The 19,926-nt window shown below is 45.8% G+C and carries 22 protein-coding genes; 15 read left to right on the top strand and 7 right to left on the bottom strand.

Going from position 1 to position 19,926, the window contains the following annotated elements:
- Positions 1-88 precede the first annotated feature (88 nt).
- From GC093_RS17430 to GC093_RS17410, 5 genes are all read left to right on the top strand, one after another.
- A complete protein-coding gene (locus GC093_RS17430; protein ID WP_171653169.1) occupies positions 89-544 on the top strand; it encodes a DUF948 domain-containing protein in 456 nt (151 codons plus the stop codon).
- 98 nt (positions 545-642) lie between these two features.
- Positions 643-978: an STAS domain-containing protein gene (locus GC093_RS17425; RefSeq protein ID WP_171653168.1), complete on the top strand. Its 336-nt coding sequence runs from the start codon at positions 643-645 to the stop codon at positions 976-978.
- A gap of 17 nt (positions 979-995) precedes the next feature.
- A complete protein-coding gene (gene rsbW / locus GC093_RS17420) occupies positions 996-1,445 on the top strand; it encodes an anti-sigma B factor RsbW (RefSeq protein ID WP_171653187.1) in 450 nt (149 codons plus the stop codon).
- Positions 1,442-2,215, top strand: a complete 774-nt coding sequence (locus tag GC093_RS17415; protein ID WP_171653167.1) for a sigma-70 family RNA polymerase sigma factor — start codon at positions 1,442-1,444, stop codon at positions 2,213-2,215. Before rsbW ends, GC093_RS17415 begins: the two co-directional genes overlap by 4 nt.
- Positions 2,216-2,383: 168 nt before the next feature.
- Positions 2,384-2,695 (top strand): hypothetical protein, encoded by a 312-nt coding sequence (locus GC093_RS17410; RefSeq protein ID WP_171653166.1) that lies wholly within the window; start codon positions 2,384-2,386, stop codon positions 2,693-2,695.
- A gap of 221 nt (positions 2,696-2,916) precedes the next feature.
- Here the strand turns inward: GC093_RS17410 and GC093_RS17405 are convergent, their stop codons facing one another.
- Both GC093_RS17405 and GC093_RS17400 read right to left on the bottom strand, forming a co-directional pair.
- Positions 2,917-3,342, bottom strand: a complete 426-nt coding sequence (locus GC093_RS17405; RefSeq protein WP_171653165.1) for a YtxH domain-containing protein — start codon at positions 3,340-3,342, stop codon at positions 2,917-2,919.
- Positions 3,343-3,377: 35 nt separating this feature from the next.
- Positions 3,378-3,638, bottom strand: coding sequence for a GlsB/YeaQ/YmgE family stress response membrane protein (locus tag GC093_RS17400; protein WP_171653186.1), 261 nt, complete (start codon positions 3,636-3,638; stop codon positions 3,378-3,380).
- Between the two features lie 247 nt (positions 3,639-3,885).
- Here GC093_RS17400 and GC093_RS17395 point away from each other — a divergent pair, with 247 nt between their 5' ends.
- The 5 genes from GC093_RS17395 to GC093_RS17375 all read left to right on the top strand — a co-directional run bounded on the left by GC093_RS17395 (position 3,886) and on the right by GC093_RS17375 (position 9,185).
- Positions 3,886-4,581, top strand: coding sequence for a FadR/GntR family transcriptional regulator (locus GC093_RS17395; protein WP_171653164.1), 696 nt, complete (start codon positions 3,886-3,888; stop codon positions 4,579-4,581).
- Positions 4,582-4,757: 176 nt separating this feature from the next.
- Positions 4,758-6,092 carry an ABC transporter substrate-binding protein gene (locus GC093_RS17390; RefSeq protein ID WP_171653163.1) on the top strand — a complete coding sequence of 445 codons (1,335 nt, stop codon included), beginning with the start codon at positions 4,758-4,760 and terminating at the stop codon, positions 6,090-6,092.
- A gap of 120 nt (positions 6,093-6,212) precedes the next feature.
- Entirely contained in the window at positions 6,213-7,091 is an 879-nt protein-coding gene (locus tag GC093_RS17385) for a carbohydrate ABC transporter permease (RefSeq protein ID WP_171653162.1), read from the top strand.
- The gene (locus tag GC093_RS17380; RefSeq protein ID WP_216624680.1) at positions 7,078-7,920 is read left to right on the top strand and encodes a carbohydrate ABC transporter permease; all 843 of its coding nucleotides are present in this window, start codon (positions 7,078-7,080) and stop codon (positions 7,918-7,920) included. Before GC093_RS17385 ends, GC093_RS17380 begins: the two co-directional genes overlap by 14 nt.
- Positions 7,921-7,988: 68 nt before the next feature.
- Complete coding sequence (locus GC093_RS17375; RefSeq protein WP_171653161.1) at positions 7,989-9,185, top strand: enolase C-terminal domain-like protein; 1,197 nt, start codon at positions 7,989-7,991, stop codon at positions 9,183-9,185.
- A 538-nt stretch (positions 9,186-9,723) separates the two neighbouring features.
- Here the strand turns inward: GC093_RS17375 and GC093_RS17370 are convergent.
- Genes GC093_RS17370 through GC093_RS17360 form a run of 3 tightly spaced genes read right to left on the bottom strand, consistent with a single transcriptional unit; the run spans position 9,724 to position 12,098 of the window.
- Positions 9,724-9,906: a hypothetical protein gene (locus tag GC093_RS17370; RefSeq protein ID WP_171653160.1), complete on the bottom strand. Its 183-nt coding sequence runs from the start codon at positions 9,904-9,906 to the stop codon at positions 9,724-9,726.
- Entirely contained in the window at positions 9,890-11,944 is a 2,055-nt protein-coding gene (locus GC093_RS17365; protein ID WP_171653159.1) for a peptidoglycan D,D-transpeptidase FtsI family protein, read from the bottom strand. Before GC093_RS17365 ends, GC093_RS17370 begins: the two co-directional genes overlap by 17 nt.
- Positions 11,945-11,960: 16 nt before the next feature.
- A complete protein-coding gene (locus tag GC093_RS17360) occupies positions 11,961-12,098 on the bottom strand; it encodes a hypothetical protein (RefSeq protein WP_171653158.1) in 138 nt (45 codons plus the stop codon).
- Positions 12,099-12,365: 267 nt separating this feature from the next.
- Between GC093_RS17360 and GC093_RS17355 the strand changes: the two genes are divergently transcribed.
- The 3 genes from GC093_RS17355 (at position 12,366) to GC093_RS17345 (ending at position 15,920) form a co-directional block, all read left to right on the top strand.
- Complete coding sequence (locus GC093_RS17355) at positions 12,366-12,917, top strand: RNA polymerase sigma factor (RefSeq protein ID WP_171653157.1); 552 nt, start codon at positions 12,366-12,368, stop codon at positions 12,915-12,917.
- A complete protein-coding gene (locus tag GC093_RS17350; RefSeq protein WP_171653156.1) occupies positions 12,914-14,470 on the top strand; it encodes an ABC transporter substrate-binding protein in 1,557 nt (518 codons plus the stop codon). Before GC093_RS17355 ends, GC093_RS17350 begins: the two co-directional genes overlap by 4 nt.
- A gap of 61 nt (positions 14,471-14,531) precedes the next feature.
- The gene (locus GC093_RS17345; protein WP_171653155.1) at positions 14,532-15,920 is read left to right on the top strand and encodes an ABC transporter substrate-binding protein; all 1,389 of its coding nucleotides are present in this window, start codon (positions 14,532-14,534) and stop codon (positions 15,918-15,920) included.
- 83 nt (positions 15,921-16,003) lie between these two features.
- Here GC093_RS17345 and GC093_RS17340 read toward each other — a convergent pair whose 3' ends face one another.
- Entirely contained in the window at positions 16,004-17,353 is a 1,350-nt protein-coding gene (locus tag GC093_RS17340) for a polysaccharide biosynthesis protein (RefSeq protein WP_171653154.1), read from the bottom strand.
- A 228-nt stretch (positions 17,354-17,581) separates the two neighbouring features.
- Between GC093_RS17340 and GC093_RS17335 the strand changes: the two genes are divergently transcribed.
- A complete protein-coding gene (locus tag GC093_RS17335; protein ID WP_171653153.1) occupies positions 17,582-17,986 on the top strand; it encodes a DUF2500 domain-containing protein in 405 nt (134 codons plus the stop codon).
- 317 nt (positions 17,987-18,303) lie between these two features.
- Entirely contained in the window at positions 18,304-19,440 is a 1,137-nt protein-coding gene (locus GC093_RS17330; RefSeq protein WP_171653152.1) for a prenyltransferase/squalene oxidase repeat-containing protein, read from the top strand.
- Positions 19,441-19,708: 268 nt separating this feature from the next.
- On the opposite strand, the gene GC093_RS17325 is transcribed toward GC093_RS17330, so the two are convergent.
- Positions 19,709-19,864: a hypothetical protein gene (locus tag GC093_RS17325; RefSeq protein WP_171653151.1), complete on the bottom strand. Its 156-nt coding sequence runs from the start codon at positions 19,862-19,864 to the stop codon at positions 19,709-19,711.
- Positions 19,865-19,926: the final 62 nt, after the last annotated feature.

Here is a 19,926-nt window from a genome sequence, read left to right as displayed (position 1 = left end):
GGGTGAACCAGATTCGTTTCGGAGCAGCGTGGGTAATTAGAAGCTATCAAAGCTTAACCAATTAATTATCCACAGAGGGGGAGAAATCATGGTTATTGAAATTAGTGTAGCTATTATTGCGGTAGCTTTTGTTGTCTTGGTAGCTTTTCTTATTGTTACTTTACGCTCAATGTCGGCTCTGTTGGTTCAGACCCATACCACGATGCAGGATTTGCAGCACGAAGTGAAAGGAATTGCCAAAGAAGCCTCTGATGTGCTGCGCCATTCGAATGCTGTGACGGTGGATATTTTGAATAAGCTCCACTCCCTTGAGCCAACATTTGATTCAATGAAACAGGTAGGGGAGGCTGTCGAAGGAATAACATCAACCGTTAAGCAAGCCTCCGTATCGGTCGCACGAACCATTAAGGATAAAGTGGATGAAGATGTACATAGTACGGCTCCAAGTAAATTAGGAACGGCCTTGAAAGCTATTCCTATCCTTCTTGATGTGTGGCAGCAATTCAAGCATCGGCAGGTTCGGGTGCAGACAGGCGCTAAGTAAAGTTTACTTCTCTGTTGTTTAGTTTGAAGTTTAGCAGGGTAATGATAAGATAATGGAAAAAGCGTCAGTATGGTGAGTTGAAGGAGGATTATAATTGTATGAATCGACAGCATAGCTTTGAAATAGAACGACAAGTATCTCCCAGCAGTCATTTGCTGTATTTAAAGGGGGAGCTGGACTTAGCATGGGCTGCCGAGCTGCGTGCTGCTGCAGATCCTTATGTCGCGGAAACCAGCCGCAAGCTAGTAATCAATTTGAAGGATTTACAGTATATCGACAGTACCGGAATCGGAGTTATTCTATCACTGCTCAAAGCAAGACATGTATTAAAAGCACCCATCACCGTTGAGGAGATTCCACCAAAAATTCAGAGGTTATTCGATATGACAGGGTTAACAAAGTTTATTGAACAATCATCGAACGAGGCAAATTAGAGATGGAAAGAAGGGACATGAATTTGGAAAATCGTAAGGTCACCATGACATTGCCTGCCGAAGCGGAGTTTATTGATGTAGTTCGTCTTACTTTGTACGGGTTATGCACCAAAGTGGGTTTCTCCTACGAGGAAATAGAAGATTTGAAGGTAGCTGTGGCGGAGGCGTGCAACAATGTTGTTGTGCATGCTTATGAGCCGAGTAGCATTGGGATGATGGAGGTTCATTTTGAGCTTATTGAGGATGGACTCCGAATTACAGTGAAAGACCAAGGTCATAGCTTTAACTTCTCTGAGAAAGCGCCGCAAGCGCACTCATTGCATGATAAATCGTTGGAAGAAGCACAAGTTGGCGGGCTGGGTATCTATTTGATGCAAGCTTTGATGGATGATGTTGAAGTGAACAGTGAAGGTGGGACTGAGGTTATTCTAACCAAACGCTTAAGTAAAAGCGAGGAAATGGTATGAAGGTAAATTCGGAGAACCCGGAACCGAATATCCGTGAGCTGATCATGGAATATCAGCAAACGAGTTGCAACGAGATAGCAACGACTTTATTATTGCAGTTGGAGCCTTTGGTAAAAATGGCTGCAGGGAAAATGTCGCGCAATCGTCCGGACCTCTATGAAGATTTATACCAAGTGGGACAAATGTCGATGCTGCGGCTGTTTAAGCAGTTTGACGTTGAGCAGGGCGAGCAATTCGAGCCTTATATGATGAAAAGTGTAATTGGCCATATGAAAAATTACTTGCGCGATAAATCGTGGTATGTACAGGTTCCTCGGCGTGTTAAGGAGAAGGGCGGACGGATTCAAGAGGCTATTGACCGGCTGACGGTTTTATTGGAGCGGTCTCCCAATGTGGAGGAGATTGCAGCAGATGTCGAGTTGACGGTGGAGGAAACTATCGAAATATTAGCAGGTAGAGAGTATTATCATTACGTTTCTTTGGATACTCCACTGTCTTTCGAAGAAAGCGGATCGACCATTGGGGATTTACTTAGTGAGGATGTTGATGAGTACCGGCAGCTAGAAAATCGATTGGATATGGAACAAGCTATGAAGCTATTGAAGAAGGAAGAACAGCGGGTGCTTCAGCTCTCTTATGTTGAAGGCCAGTCTCAACGTATGATCGCTCAGGTGTTGAATGTATCGCAGATGAGTGTATCACGGATTCAAAAGCGTGCCTTAGACAAGCTCAAGGAATACTTTGTAGAATCCGGAGGTATGACGGAATGATTGATAGTTTTTTATAGATAACACGTCCATAGGACGTGTTATTTAAGTTGTTGGGCTTCTTGGGGAAGACGGCGCTCTCGTTAATTTTGCTGTTAATGATTCAACCAATTTGGGCTCGGGTAATGAATGGTATGCACCATATTATCCCAAGAAGAGGCGGTGGGTGTTATGACAATCAGACACAGTATAGCATGCGATAGCAGTGATGTATTAGTACGTGAAACAGGGCCCCAGTCGTATGAAGTCAGCATTCAAGCTCAGGTTAATCCATTGGGAAAGGGCAACGTAATAGAAGCATTCTCCAGGTTGGAGGAGGCTATTGTGGCTGCTGAGCATTTCTGTAAATTGTATTCAACAGCCAAGGAGCAGGGCTATCATTTGGAAGGCGTCTATTTTGTAAAGGTGGATAAGCCTAAGCATCACGTGGGTCAGCTGCTGCAGGAAAGAAAGTCTCCTGATGCACTTGCTCTTATACTCTAGTGTAGTCATACAACGAAGCTGCATTTTTCGGAGTCTGTCTGAGGAGAAGTAGTCCTCGGACAGGCTTTTGGTATGACTGCTTATGCTCATGTATAGCTTTAAGCGCTGCTTTTATGTGTATACTAGGGCTTTCATATTTGAAAAAACGTCACTCGCGATGATCGCAAGTGACGTTTAGGTGTGACATCTTGTTATGGTATATTCGATGCGTGTTCAAGTCGTTATGCCTTTTGGAAAGGGCGAATCTGCTGAGCGTTGTCCAGCGCTTCATGAGCTGCATCCCCTGCACGATCAGTCGCTTTGTCCAGAGCTTGTGCGGCTTGTTCCGTTATTTGATGTGCTGATTCAGACAAGGCGTTGGTGGCATTGTGTGCAGCCTGCATCGCCGCATCTGTTCCCTCGTGTGCCTTGTCCAGTAATTGGGTGCCTTGCTCAGCTGCACGGTGGATTGTATCGGCCGTTTTGGTTCTGGCTTGATCCATCCATTCCTGGCCCATGGATTGAAGGGTATGAAGCGAGTCCTTCAAATCCTCCCGCAGCTCACGACCTGATTTGGGCGCGAGCAGAAGCGCGATAAGTGCCCCTGCGGCTCCCCCCACAATTGTCCCTATCAATAAACTATTGCTCTTTGTCTCTGCAGTTGCCATGTCTATCCGCTCCTTTTACATAGTTTACTTCGAATTTACGAGGTTCTGCTGTTTAAGATTCTGGATAATAGCGTCAAAAGGAGTACAAAGATTGCTGCTCCTATGATGGCGGGTACTACGGCGAAGCCGCCGATTACGGGGCCCCAAGAACCTAAAAGCAACGCGCCCAGCCATGCACCGACAAAGCCGGCAACCATAGAACCAATGATACCTCCTGGCATACCGCCGGGTGCTATCGCGGAACCGATGGCTCCGATGACGATTGCCATGACGATGGTTATCAGCAAGCCGATCATCATCCTCACGCTCCCTTCCTATGCTATGAGTTACCTTGCATGAGCATTATTACCCTTGTGCATTTTCAATGAAACAAAGTAAGGAGGAGCGTGGGGAATTCCCGCATAAGCCTTCCTTGTCCAACAGGCAGGTAATCTTTTATTGTAGCAATTAGAAGATTTTATTCTTGCATTTTGGAAATATTGCTGATACTATTATTTACGGCGATAACTTGTATGACATGTTATGAGTAAGGTGGTGAAATAAATGAGTTTAAGAAGCATTGACAAACAGAATATCGTCGACGAAGTGTATGCTCAAATTAAAAATAATATTGTAACCGGTATCTGGAAGCCTGGAGATAAGATTCCTTCCGAGCATGACTTATGCCAAATGTTCAAGGTGAGTCGAGTCAGTGTAAGAAGCGCTATTCAGAAAATGAGAGCGATCGGGATCATCACTACCAGACATGGACAAGGGTCCTTTGTTTCGCAATCGATTCAGGATCGAATATTGAATGATTTGACCCCGATCATGAATATAACGGAAAAAGAATTTATGGATATGATGGAGTTTCGTGAAACGATTGAATTCAAGTGTATCGATCTGGCTGTTCAGAGAGCGGACGAGGAAGATATTCGATGCATTGAGCAAGCTCTTGAAAAAATGGTGGCGGGCAGAAGCGATTATAAAAAATATACGGCAGCAGATATTGAATTTCACGTAGCTATAGCTAAAGCTTCCAAAAATGAAATTTTATATCAAGTAGTGAAAAACACTCATGCTTACTCTGAGTTTTTGGAGGAGTTGAATCGCGTTTTTGGCGTCAGTCAAGAAAGCGTGCAAGGACATATCCAACAGTTCGAAGCTTTAAAGAGAAGAGACAGCGAGGCCGTTAAAGCTTTGATCAAAATGGGTATGAATGAAAATATACAAAAGCTAAGGGAAAGAAACGAGCCCTAAACAAGTTTTTTTCACATCAACTTGTATGACATCATACATAATACAATGATTTGATTGCGATTGTAAGGTTAACCACAGAATTTTGGACTTCGGTTCAACCATCTTAAATAGGCATCCGGTGAGCCTTGCATTAACAATATAGAGCATGAAGTTATTACATACATGGAGGGTTAAGAATGAATAAGAAGATGGCAAAACTGGGGTTGCTTTCTGCACTAGCACTGACTGTTGGTCTCACAGGTTGTGGCGCAAAGCCGGAGGCTTCTACAGGAAAAACAGCGGCAGGAGCAGATAATCAGGCTGGAAAGCCAGTAACTATCAAAATTATCTCCGTATCTCAAACGGAAAAGCCGGATGGCCCTGCTGAGAAGGAAATGGCCGATGAATATATGCGCCTTCATCCTAACGTTAAGATTGAGTTTATCGGAGTACCTTTGAACGATTTGTTTAAAAAGCTGACAACTCTTGCAACAGCTGGAGATTTGCCGGATGCATTCACAAATACACCTGAATTCATGAGAACGGCATACGGAATGAATATTACAGCGGATTTAACCAAGCTGTTGGGTGATCAGTATTTGAAAGAGTTTTATCCGTACATTGTAGAAGAATCCAGCGTTGACGGCAAACTCCAATTTTTCCCATGGAATGCTACGCCGCAAGCCTTGGTCTATCGTGGGGATTGGTTCGAAGCTGAGGGGCTGAAAGCGCCAGAAACATGGGATGACTTTGTAACCGTTGCGAAGAAGCTGACCAAGGATACGAATGGTGATGGCAAGCCTGATCAATGGGGCTTTGGTATGGTGGGTACTCGTAACTCATCAGGAGGCTCACGTTTCATTCCGGTTCTTCGTTCCTTCGGTGCGGATGAGTTAAGACAAGATGCAAGCGGTAAATGGGTTACCGATTTGGAATCGCCAAAAGCTAAGGAAGCTTTCCAATTTTACGGCGATTTGTTTACGAAACATGGCGTTGTGCCTCCAGGCGTAACAGAAACAGGCTTTCCGGAAGCAGCTACTTTGATGGCTAACGGTAAGGTCGGGATGTTAATCAGTGGTCCGAACGCTTTCGGTACCATTCTCGCTCAAAATCCGAGTTTAAAAGGCAAGCTCTATAGCGCTCCGATTCCTAAGAAGGAAAAGAATGTATCTACCTTTGGATTGATTGGATATTCCGTCTCTGAACAAAGCAAAAATAAAGAAGCGGTTGTCGATTACTTGAAATTCGTTGTTAATAAAGAAAATTCGTTGAAATGGAACGCTGTAAGCGGACGTTTGCCAACGAGAGTAGATGTAGGCGAAAGTCAGCAGTTGAATACGCCGGAAATGGTCGGCTTTTCCAAGTCCATCGCCAATGCATTCCATGTGCCGAATTTCTCTACTTATACGCAATTCCAGGACATAGTAGCTGAAGCTTATCAGATGCTGTTAGCTAAAGGCGGAGATGTAGATGCTGCTACGAAAAAGGCCGCTGCTCGCGCGAACGATTTGATTCAAAAAGAAGGCAAGTAAGCTCTAATCGAGGGGGATTTCCTCCCCTCTTTTTTTACGAAAACATGAACGAGTCGTATCACATGAATATGCTTACGGTACAAGTTTTTGCTAACGCAAGAGCTCTCAGGAGGAGGAAACGTGAAACAATCCATAGCCAGAACCGAGTGGGCGGGATATTGGTTTATTCTGCCTGCAGCAATTACTTTAATTTTGCTGGTAACCTATCCACTGATTTATGGAGCCTACATTAGTTTCTTCAATACGAATCTGGTGAACAAATGGGATTTTGTAGGGTTAAGCCATTATCTGGATATTTTTTCTAACTGGGACTTCGTCACCCGTATTTGGTTAACGCTTAAATATACATTCTTTACGGTAGCAGGCCATTTTGTGCTGGGGATGGGCCTTGCCCTTGTTTTAAATATGAATTTGCCTGGCCGCACTTTTTTTAGAGCGATTCTCATTCTTCCTTGGCTGCTTCCTGAAGTAGTGGTGGGGCTTTTATGGAAGTGGCTGTTTAATCCGATGTATGGACTATTCAATCATTTTCTCATGAAAATGAATTTAATCAGTGAGCCGGTTTCCTGGCTTGGAGATACCACCTATGCATTTGTTGCTATCATAATCGTCTGCATTTGGAAGGGCTATCCGATGGTTATGATGCTGCTGTTGGCGGGTCTTCAGTCCATTTCGCAGGATATGTACGAAGCGGCCAAGATAGATGGATGCAATCGGTTCAAATCTTTCCGTTATGTCACGCTTCCCAGCTTGATGCCTGTTCTGGTTGTAACCTTGATTTTGGATACGGTATGGTGGTTCAAGCATTTCACTATGATCTGGATTTTGACGCAAGGTGGCCCGGGAGACGCAACGAACGTCGTCAGTATTGACATCTTCAAGAATGCTTTCGAGTTTTTTGATTTCGGTAAAGCAGCCGCCATGGCCGTCATTGTGTTTTTCGTATGCTTCTTGATCGGATTCGTTTATAGGAGGCTGTTTGACAATGGCAATGACTAAAGGGAAAGACAAAGTTTTCAATGGTTTTATGTATTTAATTATGGTCGTAGCTTCACTCATTGTGCTGGTTCCGACGTTATGGATGGTTTCCACAGCGTTTAAACCGAACGATGAAGTGATGGTTACCCCGCCGCAATGGATTCCGGACGCTCCGACATGGGAATCGTTCATCCGAATTTGGAATGACTATCCTTTTGCCACCTATTTCGCTAACAGTGTATATATCGTGCTCGCTGCGACCATCATTTCCTTGGTGTTTTCTGCAATGGCCGGTTATGGTGCATCGAGGTTTCGTTTTCGGGGCAAAAGCGCCTTTTTAACCTTTCTGCTGGTAACGCAGATGTTCCCTTCGATTATGCTGCTTATTCCGTTCTATAAAGTGTTGAAGACGTTGGGATTAATTGATACCCACATGGGTCTTATTCTCGTGTATATATCCTTCACGATTCCATTCTGCACCTGGATGATGATGGGCTTCTTTCAAGGAATTCCGAAGGAGCTGGATGAAGCGGCAACCATTGACGGATGCGGTAGAATTCGTACTTTCGTACAAATCATTTTACCTTTATCTTTGCCTGGTATAGCTGCCACTGCGATCTATTCTTTCCTGCAGGGCTGGAATGAGTATATGTTCGCATTGATTTTGACTACATCGGAAGAAATGAAAACATTGCCGGTCGGAATTGGACAATTGAACGGCTTTTATAAAATCGTTTGGAATGATATGATGGCAGCTTCGTTCGTGTCCAGCTTGCCGCTTGTTATTTTATTCTTATTTTTGCAAAAGTACTTTATTAGCAGCTTAACGGCAGGGGCCGTAAAACAATAAATAAAAACAATAGATAAACTATAGATAACTATAGAAAAACAACAGGATAAGACGAGGGAGAGAGCTATATGATCACAATTAGAGATGTTAAAACCATTTTGACTGCCCCGGAAGGAATTAATCTGGTCGTAGTTAAAATAGAAACCTCGGAACCGGGCCTTTTCGGTTTGGGCTGCGCAACCTTTACTCAAAGATATTTGTCGGTTGCTTCCGTAGTGGACAATTATTTGAAGCCATTCTTGATAGGGAAAGACGTACAGCGGATCGAGGATATTTGGCAAACCGCGATGGTGAGCGGCTACTGGCGGAATGGGCCTGAATTGAATAATGCGCTGTCCGGCGTTGATATGGCTCTATGGGATATTAAAGGGAAGCTGGCCGAGATGCCGGTGTACCAACTATTGGGTGGAAAATGCCGCGAGGGAGCCGCTGTTTATAAGCATGCCGACGGCAACAGCGTGGAAGAAGTGGAAGCTAACGCGAAGGCTTATATGGAGCAGGGCTACCGTTACATCCGCTGCCAGATGGGCTTGTACGGAGGCCGTGGTGCGGCTATAACGAAACCTGAGAACGCGCTTGACGGTGCTTATTACGATCCGAAAGCTTATATGAGAAGCATTGTTGGACTTTTTGAACATCTTCGCAGCAAGCTAGGTTGGGAAGTAGAATTCATTCACGATGTGCATGAACGTCTGACTCCTATCGATGCGGTAGGCTTTGCTAAGCAATTGGAAAAATTCCAACTATTTTATTTGGAGGATGCACTGCCTCCGGAACAAATCGAATGGTTTAAAAATATCCGTCAGCACAGTACAACTCCGTTAGCTATGGGAGAACTGTTTAACAATCCGAATGAATGGGTTCCTTTGATTGCAAACCGCCTTATTGATTTCATTCGCATCCATGTCAGCCAAATCGGTGGTATTACACCGGCCAAGAAGGTTATTTCTTTAGCTGAAACGTTCGGTGTACGTACGGCCTGGCACGGTCCTGGCGATGTGTCTCCTGTAGGCCATGCGGCGAATGTGCACTTGGATATTAGCAGTATTAATTTCGGTATTCAGGAATGGAATGGCTTCAAGGACGAAGTGCATGAAGTGTTCTCTGGTATCCCCGAAGTTCGCAATGGCTACGTCTATCCGAATGAAAAGCCAGGTCTTGGCGTTGATATTGACGAGAAAATGGCAGCCAAGTTCCCATGCTCCGATGTACTTCCGGCATGGACATTGGCCAGATTACCTGATGGAACCTCGTTCCGTCCATAAGGCACCGGCTTATCGCCGCCCAAATCCGATAATGGATTTGGGCGGTTTTTTCTATAATATCATGAGACTAACCGCAAATCGTTTCCCTCTGTTCCTCTAATTGGGCAGGTTGAGGAACAGAGATGCCTTATTTTGTTGTGAACACGGGATTATACAAGTGAAAGGGAAGTACGATCCCTTATTTGCTTAAAATGGGTCATTTCAGCAGTTTTGAGAAGAAATAACGCATCGTAGTTCCGTGACTTCGTAAATTCGAGGGGAAAGAAGACGAATAGAGGATTGACGTTCCGCGAGCGAGTGGGAGCGACCCAAAGATAGTAGCAGGATTGATGAAAACGTAAAGAAGAGCGAACATAACTTAAAGCGCAGAGTAGAACAAGAGGCCATTGGTGTAGTGGGGAGGGCTGTAGGGCTGTAGTATCCATTCCAGTCGTCACCTCCGGTGAATGCTCGGGTATGCAAGCTATCTTTGGAGAGTGTGTTCCGACTGCCGCTCGTGAAGCCATAAATTCGAATGAATATACCTCAATAGCGGCCGTTATCCCACACCCACATTCATCTCTTCAAAAACAAACGTAAAGGGTACATCAAGAACGATGGCAGCGGGACTGCTTGCTGTTCCCATTCCGCAATCATCGTTCCTCTGTATCGAGTTATGGTCGCCCCAATCGTCCTTGATGCACCCTTCTGCTAGTGAGGCAGGCTTACGGTTTCTTCGCACCAGCGCTAATGACGGGATTGCTAAGTCCGCCGACATATTGATCATAAGCCTGATAAATCTTGGCTGCTATCGGAGAGGCGCCGTATCGGCCGAAGCGTCCCTCGGGGACGACAACAGCTACAGCAAGAACCGGATTATCGACGGGAGCGAACGAGACGAATACGGCGTTATCTACCCGTCCACCCGATACATCCTGCGTCGATGTACCGGTCTTGCGGGCGACAGGGTACGGCAGGGTGTCGATCCCTTCCGCGCCACTCTTCATTCCGCGAATTACCGCATCCCAATATTCCTTAGGATAGTTAACTTCATTTAACATTTGGGGCTCATACCCGCTGACCAGCTCTCCGTTGGATTTGGTAATTTTATCAACAAACTGAGGCATCATTCGTTTGCCCCGACTGGCTAGTGTAGCCGAGAACTGAGCGAGCTGCAGGGTCGTGTATTTCTCGTTCTGCCCCCATGAAGCGTAAACCATAGCAGATTGCATACTGCTGGTCTTGGCATTTTTTATGAATTCATTAGAGCCCTCGTATTCGTTAGGAAGTTTACTGCCTGTTTTGACGCCAAGTCCGAATTCAGCCAGATGCTCTGCCCAAACATCGAGAACCTTCGATTTCTCCCCGCCATACTTGTTCCACAGAGGAATGCCGACCATAGCGGACATGTACGTGTTAGATGAATTTTGGATCGCAGTGGTCGGATTAAGCAGCCCATAGGCATGCCCGTCGGAGTTGGAGATAGTAGCTCCTTTGCCCCGACCGAATGTAAACGACCCGTTGTCGCTATATGTACTGCCGGTCGAAATAACACCTTCCATTAAACCTATCAATATCGTCAACGGCTTAATAGTCGAGCCCATATAAACGATGGAGGAAGGATGCTTGGCTCTTTCCTTGTCCGTAGGGAAATCGGGATAAGAGGTCGTAATCGTCCCATTATTGACGAACGGAATAATCTCATTGTATTTTTCATTGCTCATACCGCCGGTCCAATTGTTAGTATCGTAATCCGGCATACTCGCCATGGCGACCACCTTGCCTGTCTTGACCTCCATAGCTACGGCATAGCCTGATCGGGCATTAGGCGCATAGGCGAACTCTCCAGCCAAGCTGCGATTGCGGAGAAAAGCTAGATGATCAACTATCGCTTGCTCCGTCGCCAGCTGTACATCTTTATCAAGAGTTAAATAAAGGTTGTGACCCTTTTCGGGTGGGATGATGGTAGCAGGGCCGATAATTTTTTGGGCTGCGTTAAGAGGATAGGATTTGCTGCCTTTTTTACCCCGAAGGTCCTCCTGATACATCAGCTCAAGTCCATCGAAGCCGACATCCTCTACGTCCAGATATTCATCCGTTCTGCCTTTATAAAAGTCGAGTCCTGAGACTGGATTCCGTGCCGCATTAAACCGTTTCATGTATCCTACCAGCTGGCTGGCGATGGTCTGTGAATCGTAGTAGCGGATGCTGTCCTCGAATACTTCGATGCCTCTCAGCAGATCCCTATGCTCTAGCAAGTAGGCGATCTCCTCTCGGGAAAGATCCACTTTAATTCTGCGTGGGATGGAATAGTAGCTTGGTTCCTTGGTCTTTACTTTGTTCATATCGAATCCTACGTCCATGAGCTTCAGAACATCTGCTGCGGATAGCTGCTTAGCCGTTGCTTTTCCATAGCGGGCAAAAATATCCTCCAGCGTCTTAGCCATTTCAATGATTTCGTCTTTATTGGTCGCACCACCCTCTACACGGTAATAGAGCGATTGCATAGCACGTGATTGGGCAATAGGATATCCGGTGCGGTCGTAGATGGAGCCGCGGATCGGGGCGATGGGGCTGTCACTCATAGAGACCTTGGATGCCTCGAGACTCAGCCTAGGTCCTTCCACAAACTGCAGAATAGCTAAGCGAACAATAAGTACCGTAAACATTAAAAAAGTAGTAAAAAAGAACACATTTAACCGGATTGAGAAATGCTTGCGTTTTCGGACTTCTTTTTTCTCCGATTGATCTTCTGTGAACTGAAAAAAACGGTTTCTCATTGTTTGCCACCCCCAGCTATCCGGTTTTTAAAGCCGTCCATAGCACAAAAATCCAGAATAATATACCCATAAGAAGGCCACAAAGAATGAACACCGTAGTTCGGCGCCAATCTCTCCGCTTACGTGTAGAGCTATTTTTAAATTGAACGGCCATGATGATTTCTCCTTATGTAAATGATTGTAGGCTAACGTGAGTTCATGTAGGTTTATTTTACCATGGGAACGCTCTAAGTGGTGAAAGGTTTATGACGCAAATGATTACTGGAGTAAATAAATTTTTCTACCGCTAAAAGATTGACACTAAAGTGACGATTCAGCAGGATCGAAGGTTGCAGATTTTTCCTGCTTTTCAGAAATAAATGGGCATTTAGGGAACCTTTTCCTGGTACTATCGTCCAATAGGTTAAGAGGTGAGTAAAGGGTGGCTTTTGAATATTTGAAATCAATCTCCGAGGGGATGGACAAAAATGTCGTTTTGGAGGAGCTTATGCTTGCTTACGGCGAGGATGTGTGGAATTATGCCTTTTTCCTAACTCGGCGCTCTGAATTGGCAGACGATATAACGCAGGACGTATTTGTAAAAGTATATGAACGACTGTACTCCTTCCGTGGGGAAGCCTCCGTGAAAACTTGGCTGCTAACCATTACACGAAATTTGGTAAGAGATCACTGGCGGTCTGCCTGGTTTCGAAGGGTCATTCCGTTCGGCCAACCTGTCCGTGCAGAAAGCACGCCCACACCATCAGCAGAAACGGAGGTTATGAACCAACTGGTGACAGATGAGGTATGGCGGGTAGTTCTGGCTCTGCCGAACAAGCTGCGCGAGGTGCTGCTGCTGCATGCCCACCATCAGCTGTCGTATATCGAAATTGCACGGCTGCTGTCGCTGTCTGAAGGTACGATCAAATCGAGGCTGCACCGGGCTAGAGTAAAGGTATCCAAATTGTTGGATAAGGAAGGGAGAAAGCTATGAAGCCAATGGAACCTGAGCAATGGGAGAAACAGCTTGCCGGCACCCCTATCCGACCGGGCGAGGGAGGCTTTTCCAAACAATTAATGCGGAAAATTAAGGAGCGTGTGGAAGTGAGGGAACGTCCGAGAAACCGAACATGGCTGCGGGTAGGTCCAGTATTGGCTTTTTGTATGCTGATACTGGTATTCGGAATTAGCGAAAAGGAGCAGTTGGGCGTATGGTTGAGCCATCTTTCTAAGCCTGTAACCCCAATAGCCTTGGAGCCTATCGATAAAGTGAAAGAAACGACTCTCAAAGTAGCTTATTTCCACGAGAATACGTTTATGACGCGTTACGGCAAAGCCTATACCATCCGCTATCCGAATATTGAGGTTAAGGTTATTCCGGTAGGTGATAATGGGTGGAATGACCGAACCAACAAGGCAATGGTGCTGGAGCTGATGGATAAGGAAAAGCCGGATGTGCTGTATTTGCCAACGTTTTTGTATGGCGAGTTAGCCAAGGAAGGTCGGTTGTACCCGCTCGATGCGGTCATGAAGCAGGATAACTATGATCTTCATAATCAAAACTCGGGCATAACGGATCTACTGCGTAAGCTCGGAGATGGCAAGCTGTACGGACTGACCCCCGAGTATGATATGAACGCAATCTATTACAATAAGGATTTATTCGACAAGTACGGGATTCCTTATCCGGTGAGCGGTATGAGCTGGGAGGCAATACTTCAGCTGGCGGCGCGTTTCCCTACTGACGGTAATGGCAACGACCGCGTATATGGATTTATGCCCTACTATTATAGTGAGGCTTCAGGACTGGCAGAGCTAATCGCCAAGACTGACGGGCTCAGCTTGCTTAACGCCAAGGGCGATAAAGTGACATTGAATACCGAAGCATGGAAAAAGGCGTGGAGCCTCGCAATCGATGGTTATGCAAAGAGGTATATCTATCAGCGACAGCCGAGCCCTCAAGGAAACATGATGATGGATGAGGTGTACAGAAGAAATCCGTTTATATCTGGTACAGCCGCTATAGCGCTGGGGGGATATTCGTTGAGCAGGGATTTAGAAATAGCCAAATCACAGTATAAAATGAAATCTTTCAATTGGGACATAGTGAGCGAGCCTGTAAATCCGGCGCATCCGGATGAATCGCCTTCCATTATTCCCGGTCCGGTATACGCGGTAAATGCGCAGTCTGACCAGCAGCGCGCAGCTTGGGAAATGGTTAAGCTGATCAACAGTGAGGAAATGGCCCGAAAGCTCAGCCGTACGATGGGTGGTGGAAGCTTGTCGACACGGTTTCAGTCGGTTAAACCGAATGATGGCCACAATTATGCGCCCTTTTATAGTATGAAACCAGCTGCTCTTGATATGGAGTCATCGTTAATCCATCCACGTATTCTGGGTAAGTTCAAGGAGGGTTATTATCCTCTGGCCGCTCAACAGGCAAAGGCTGTTGCAGAAGGCCGTATGAAGCTGGATGAAGCGCTGAAGCAGCTGCAGGACGAGGGACAACAAGCGCTTTACTCGGCCCTGCTGAGCAGCAGCAATTGACTCCATCTGAGGATGATGCAAGGGGAGATTAAGAGAGAACTGAGCAAGGGAGATTTGAACTATGGAGCATAGAGGAAATGAGAGAGGGCGGCTAAGGTTGGCCCTCACAAGATGGAAATACATCTTCGTTGCCGTATTAGCGGCAGCTGTAGTATTCAGCGGCTGCGATCAGAAGCCGCAGCAGACATCCTCGCCCAAAGGAGTACTGCGAATAGCATTCGGCAGCGAGGACTCGTTCCAGCATATGTACGCCGATTATTTTATTGCCAAATTCCCGGAGCTTGAGGTGCAGATTGTTCCTACTGAGGACATATATGGACAAGGTAAAGATCCGCTGAAGGAATATATGAAGCTAGTTGATGAGAAGAAACCTGATCTGCTGTTCACCAACAGCTTCGATTACGATAAGCTTGCTTCGACGGGGAGATTATATGATTTGTCTCCGCTGATAGCGAAAGACCATTTTGATATCGAAAATTTGCTTCCTGCTGCGGTCGATTATTTGAAGATCAAGGGTCAGGGTAAGCTCTATGGGCTGGCGCCGTCCTTTTCGAGCTCGGTTATGTTCTATAATAAGGATTTGTTCGACCGCTATCAAATTCCGTATCCCACAGATCGAATGACTTGGGAGGACATGTTCCGTTTGGCGGCGCGATTCCCTGCAGATGGCAGTAAAGCGGAACGTATCTACGGATTTCATATGGGCTATATGAAATCGCCTCAAGATTTTGCCGATTATATCGGGCAAACCCAAGGGCTTAGCTTGGTGGATGCAGAAGGCAAGAAGCTGTTGATTAACACAGAGGCATGGAAACGTATTTATACGATGGTCATTGATGGGTACAAAAGCGGCATGCTGCAATGGACATATTCCCCTGAGAATAAAACTCGATATGATAAAGAAGATGTTGAAGCGGAGGATTTATTCAGCGTAGGACGCGCAGCTATGACGATATCCAACATTGGGCAAATATCCGGCTTGAAGCAGCGCGGTGCCTCATTTGCATGGTCTATGACGAGTACGCCGTCGGCAGATCCGAACCACAAGCGCAATCCGAATTTTTACCTGTATCCTATATTCAGTATTCATGCACAAGCGGAAAATGTGGCCAATGCATGGGAAGTTGTCAAATATTTTAATGGTGCGGAGGCAGCCAAGATTGAAGCCAAAACGTCGGTTGAACTGCCGGTTCGTAAGGCATTTGCCAAGGAAATGGATGGGCACAGCCTGGAGCCTTTTTATCAGGTGTCGTATGATGAAACCACTCAAGCCAGCTATAATGAAAGCATTCCGCGTAGTTTTGGTGAAGCCTACAGAAAGGTTTCTTTACAGCAAGTATCGGCTATGATGAAAGGCGAAGTCAGCGTCGAAAAAGGCTTGAAGCAGCTGCAGGAGCAGGGTCAACTGGCACTGGATGAGGCTTGGGCGATGGCGGCGGCCGGAAAGTGAAATAACCCGGAGAATTCCTGCAGCTGGCAGGGAGACTCCGGGTTGATGTTTTTTTGTGTGGAAATGGGGTTGATCGTTGAACACTAGAAGGTTTCTTTTCTCGGTGTCCTAGGCAGACGGGCCAATCGATTATCCCATTTGGAGGCATTGGCTAGCACAAACAGCAATACCGATACCTCTGCTGCTGCTCCGAGCGATTGGGCCAGCGCCCCGATCTTGCCGTTCCAATCAGGGAAAAAGGCAACGCATACAATTAAAGTTAACAATACCGTACACACATTGCTTGCTTGCGAATATACGAAAACCTTAGTTTGATTGCGCAGCATTAATAGTCCGTTACAGAAATCTAGCCAAGGGTACACAAGCGTAATGATCATAAACACACGCAAGGTTGACAAGACTTCGGGCATCAAGCGGTCATTCAACCCCATGAGATTCTGCATAAACCAAGGACCGATAGGGCTGTAAGCCAATATAGCCATACATATACTTGGAATTAATGAGAGCACAGCAACGAATCGTTTTACAGCATCCTTATCTTTTTGATAAAAGTTCAGGACAATTTGATGGATGTAGGAGAAAAAGCTGTGAACGAGCTCAGTCAAGCTGGCTGCAATCGCAAATGCGGCTACCGACAGCTGGATTCCCGATGTTTTGCCCAAGTACACATTAATGGAAGGCTCTATTATTACAGCAATAAAAGCTGAGTATAGCAGCGGTCTGTAAAATTTGAAAATATGCTTGGGACGTTCTATCGGGTGGTCGGGAGCTTTTTTCGGGATGACGTTTTTAAGAAGACTGCGTCCTTCGATGAAGCTGACAATGGCCTCAATAATCATCCCGGTCAAGAAAATAATAGCACCAACCACACCACTGGTAACGCTTTCGGTTTGAATAAAATAAAGCGATAGCAAATACATGCCAGTAAGCCGGAAAATCATGCCGAACGTAAGCCATTTGGTACGTAAATTCGAAATAATAATGCCATGGAAGACACAGCGGATGCCTGAGAAAATCGTTACAAGCATCGCTACCCTGTAAATTTGCACCATGGAATCGGTCATTTCTGCATTAGCTCCGAACAAATGGGTGAAAATGAATATTCCCAAGGGAGAGTAACCAATAAGCAGATCCAGCATAAAGATGGAGCCCAGTACGTATAAGGTAACGAGCACCATGGATTTAAAGGATTGATGGTCTCTGACAAGGACAGAGCAGGTTTGCCTTAGCAGAAGAGCTGGCCTTTCGGTTATGTACATGATGCTCATGGGCAATGCATAGCTCGCGATGACTAGCTCAGGATTCGGGGCGCGGGCCAATGTGCTGTTGATAATGACATGGGAAATGGCCGTGAGGCTTGCCGAAAAACCAAGCGGAATAAAGAAGGAGAGCAGCTGTTTGAAACGGATTCGGACTTGTTCGTTATCGGACATGTTCTAAAGATCCTTCCCGCTAGCATTATAGGTTACATTCATTGTAAGGTGAATCTCTCAGAAAAACTACCTCATTTGGCAAAAAATGAATGAGGTAGTTTTGATTGAGCTGGATCAGCTCCATTTGATCAGCAGCATTTACCAGATTTTATCAGAAGATGCGGAAACAAAGTGAGCTGTACTCACGTATATATAGGCAACTAGTTTCGAGATTGGAGGAAAAATTGTATGTTTGACACCGGACCGTCCTTGGGCGGGGGTTTTGGATTGATGTTTACTATTATTCCTATTTTGATAGTGATTGTGTTTGTGATAGTCATTGTTGGCATCGTTACCAACGGAGCGCGTTATTTCAAAAATGCGAGGGCGCCGCGACAATCTGCCTTTGCCAGGGTGGTAGCTAAGAGGATGGAGGTTCGTAACCATACGAGCCATCACAGTAATAGCAACGGTGGCATGCATCCTGTAAATTCCGCCAGGACCTATTACTATATTACACTGGAGTTCGATGACGGCTCACGGAAAGAATACCTTGATGTGAAAAGCTTGTTCGGACTTGTTATCGAGGGAGACGAAGGGTATGCCGCTGTTCAAGGCGATTGGATTGTTGCTTTTGAACGGGAACGGGTATAAGTATTCATACACAATAAGATATTGGCCGATATAAACTATAACTATTAAGTTCAAAGGATGTGCATACATAATGATTAAGTGTCCTAATTGTCTTAAACCTATTGAACTTCAACTTCAACAAATAGATTGTTCTTATTGTGGGGAGAACCTTACATACACCATCGCAGAGAAATTCGATATTCTTGCTGAATCAGTTGAAATTGCGCTTAAGAAGGAATTGGAAGCAAGAAAAAGAAGACATTAGTTATGCATCCGTTTTCGTTTTCATAGACGATTGCGGGGAAGCTGTTCAACCTTTGGAAGAGGAGAGACGAAGAATGAATACGAATACGGCTAAAGAAGAGATTAAGGAACAACTGGGTGAACTTGATACGCTGTTCGTCTCATTTTACGAATGGCTGGCAGGTCAATATGATCCGGCATCGGGCGGATTTTATTATGCACATAGCTCCTATGACATGGACAACTTCATACCGGATATTGAGTCGAGCGCCCAGGCGGTGAATATTATCGAGAGGTCTGGGCTGTTGCACGAGCTTCCTGAGCGTGTACGGGAAGGACTGATCGCTTTTTTTCAAAAAAAGCAGGATCCGGATTCGGGGTACTTTTACGATAAGGATGACAATATGCGCAAGGATGAAGTGATGGTGGGGCGGGCGCTGGGTTACAGCACACGTTCATTACAGAAGCTCGGCGGACAGCCGCTTTATACATTGCCTCATATCAAGCAGGAGCCACCTGTGTTCATGCAATCTGCTGATGCCTACGTGGACTGGCTGAAAAGCGTCGACCTGCGCAACAGCTGGAGAGGCTGCGACCTTATGTGTGCACCTAATCACCATGTGGCGGCGCTGAATGAACAAGACCGACGTAGTTATGTGGAAGCGGCAGCCGCTTATTTCGCATCCATCCAAGATCAGGAAACAGGGCTGTGGGGAGGGGGCAACCTGTATATTCGCATCTCAGGGACATTTAAACTCAACATGTTTTATAAGCGCTTCGGGGTACCGGTACCTCATCTTGACCGTATCTATCGTACGATTCAGCTGTGCTTGAGGACGGAGGAAGCGATTGATATGTGTTGGATTCGCAATCCTCTTGATTTGCTGGAGGCATTCCGCGAGGAGTTGAAGGTGCCTGCGGACGAATATGCCGAAATTATGCGCATCTCTGTCGCTAATATGAAAAAGCTTCTTCGTTCCGATGGCGGTTTCTCACGGGAGCTGAAGCATTCTCCCCCTGCACCGAATGTGGCGCAGGTGAAGGAAGGAGAGTTTTATCCGTACATGCCGGCAGCTGTGCCAATTGGTCTCGGCCGTGTAGAGGGCGATATGAATGCGGGGACGCAGGCGATCTGGATTCGCCAGATTGGCTATGAGCTCGGCGGTTTCGACCATCTCCCTCTGGAGTATGCCCGTAAATTCCGAAGCGCCATAGAGGCTCGTTTGGTTTAAATACTCGATAAAGGTTGTAAGACTGACTGAAGTGTCATGCAGTGGTGTGGTAATATCAGAAAACGGCAGAACTAGCGAGGTACTAGTTTCGGATAATGATGGTGTGCTGATATCGACACAGCTCTGGTAGAGAGAGCGATATGCAGCTTGGAAGATAATGCAAATGCGATAGTGAAATAAAGAAAAAACCAGTCTAGCACATTTTGTGTTTGGACTGGTTTTTTTTGTTCGAAGGGTTTAATAATTATTTGTCGGCATAAAACTGAAATCAGCGCTTGCCGAAGTCATTCGATTTCAGCTCCGTACTTAGCTCAGCCCTTGGCAAGACTCTATGAGCGGTAATGGCAGAGCACATGAGATATTCGAAGCTATTGCCTCCCCCAAAACCTGCATCTATACAGCCTTTTGGAAGCTTTATCAGCATCTTCGAGAATTCATGCAAATATGCATCTATTTTTCATTCTTAGCTGAAAACGGACTCTTTTG

It is taken from the genome of Paenibacillus foliorum, assembly GCF_013141765.1.
Lineage (GTDB): Bacteria > Bacillota > Bacilli > Paenibacillales > NBRC-103111 > Paenibacillus_S > Paenibacillus_S foliorum.
The sequence above is the reverse complement of the archived record's forward strand: the minus strand, read 5'-3'. Positions and strand labels throughout refer to the sequence as shown.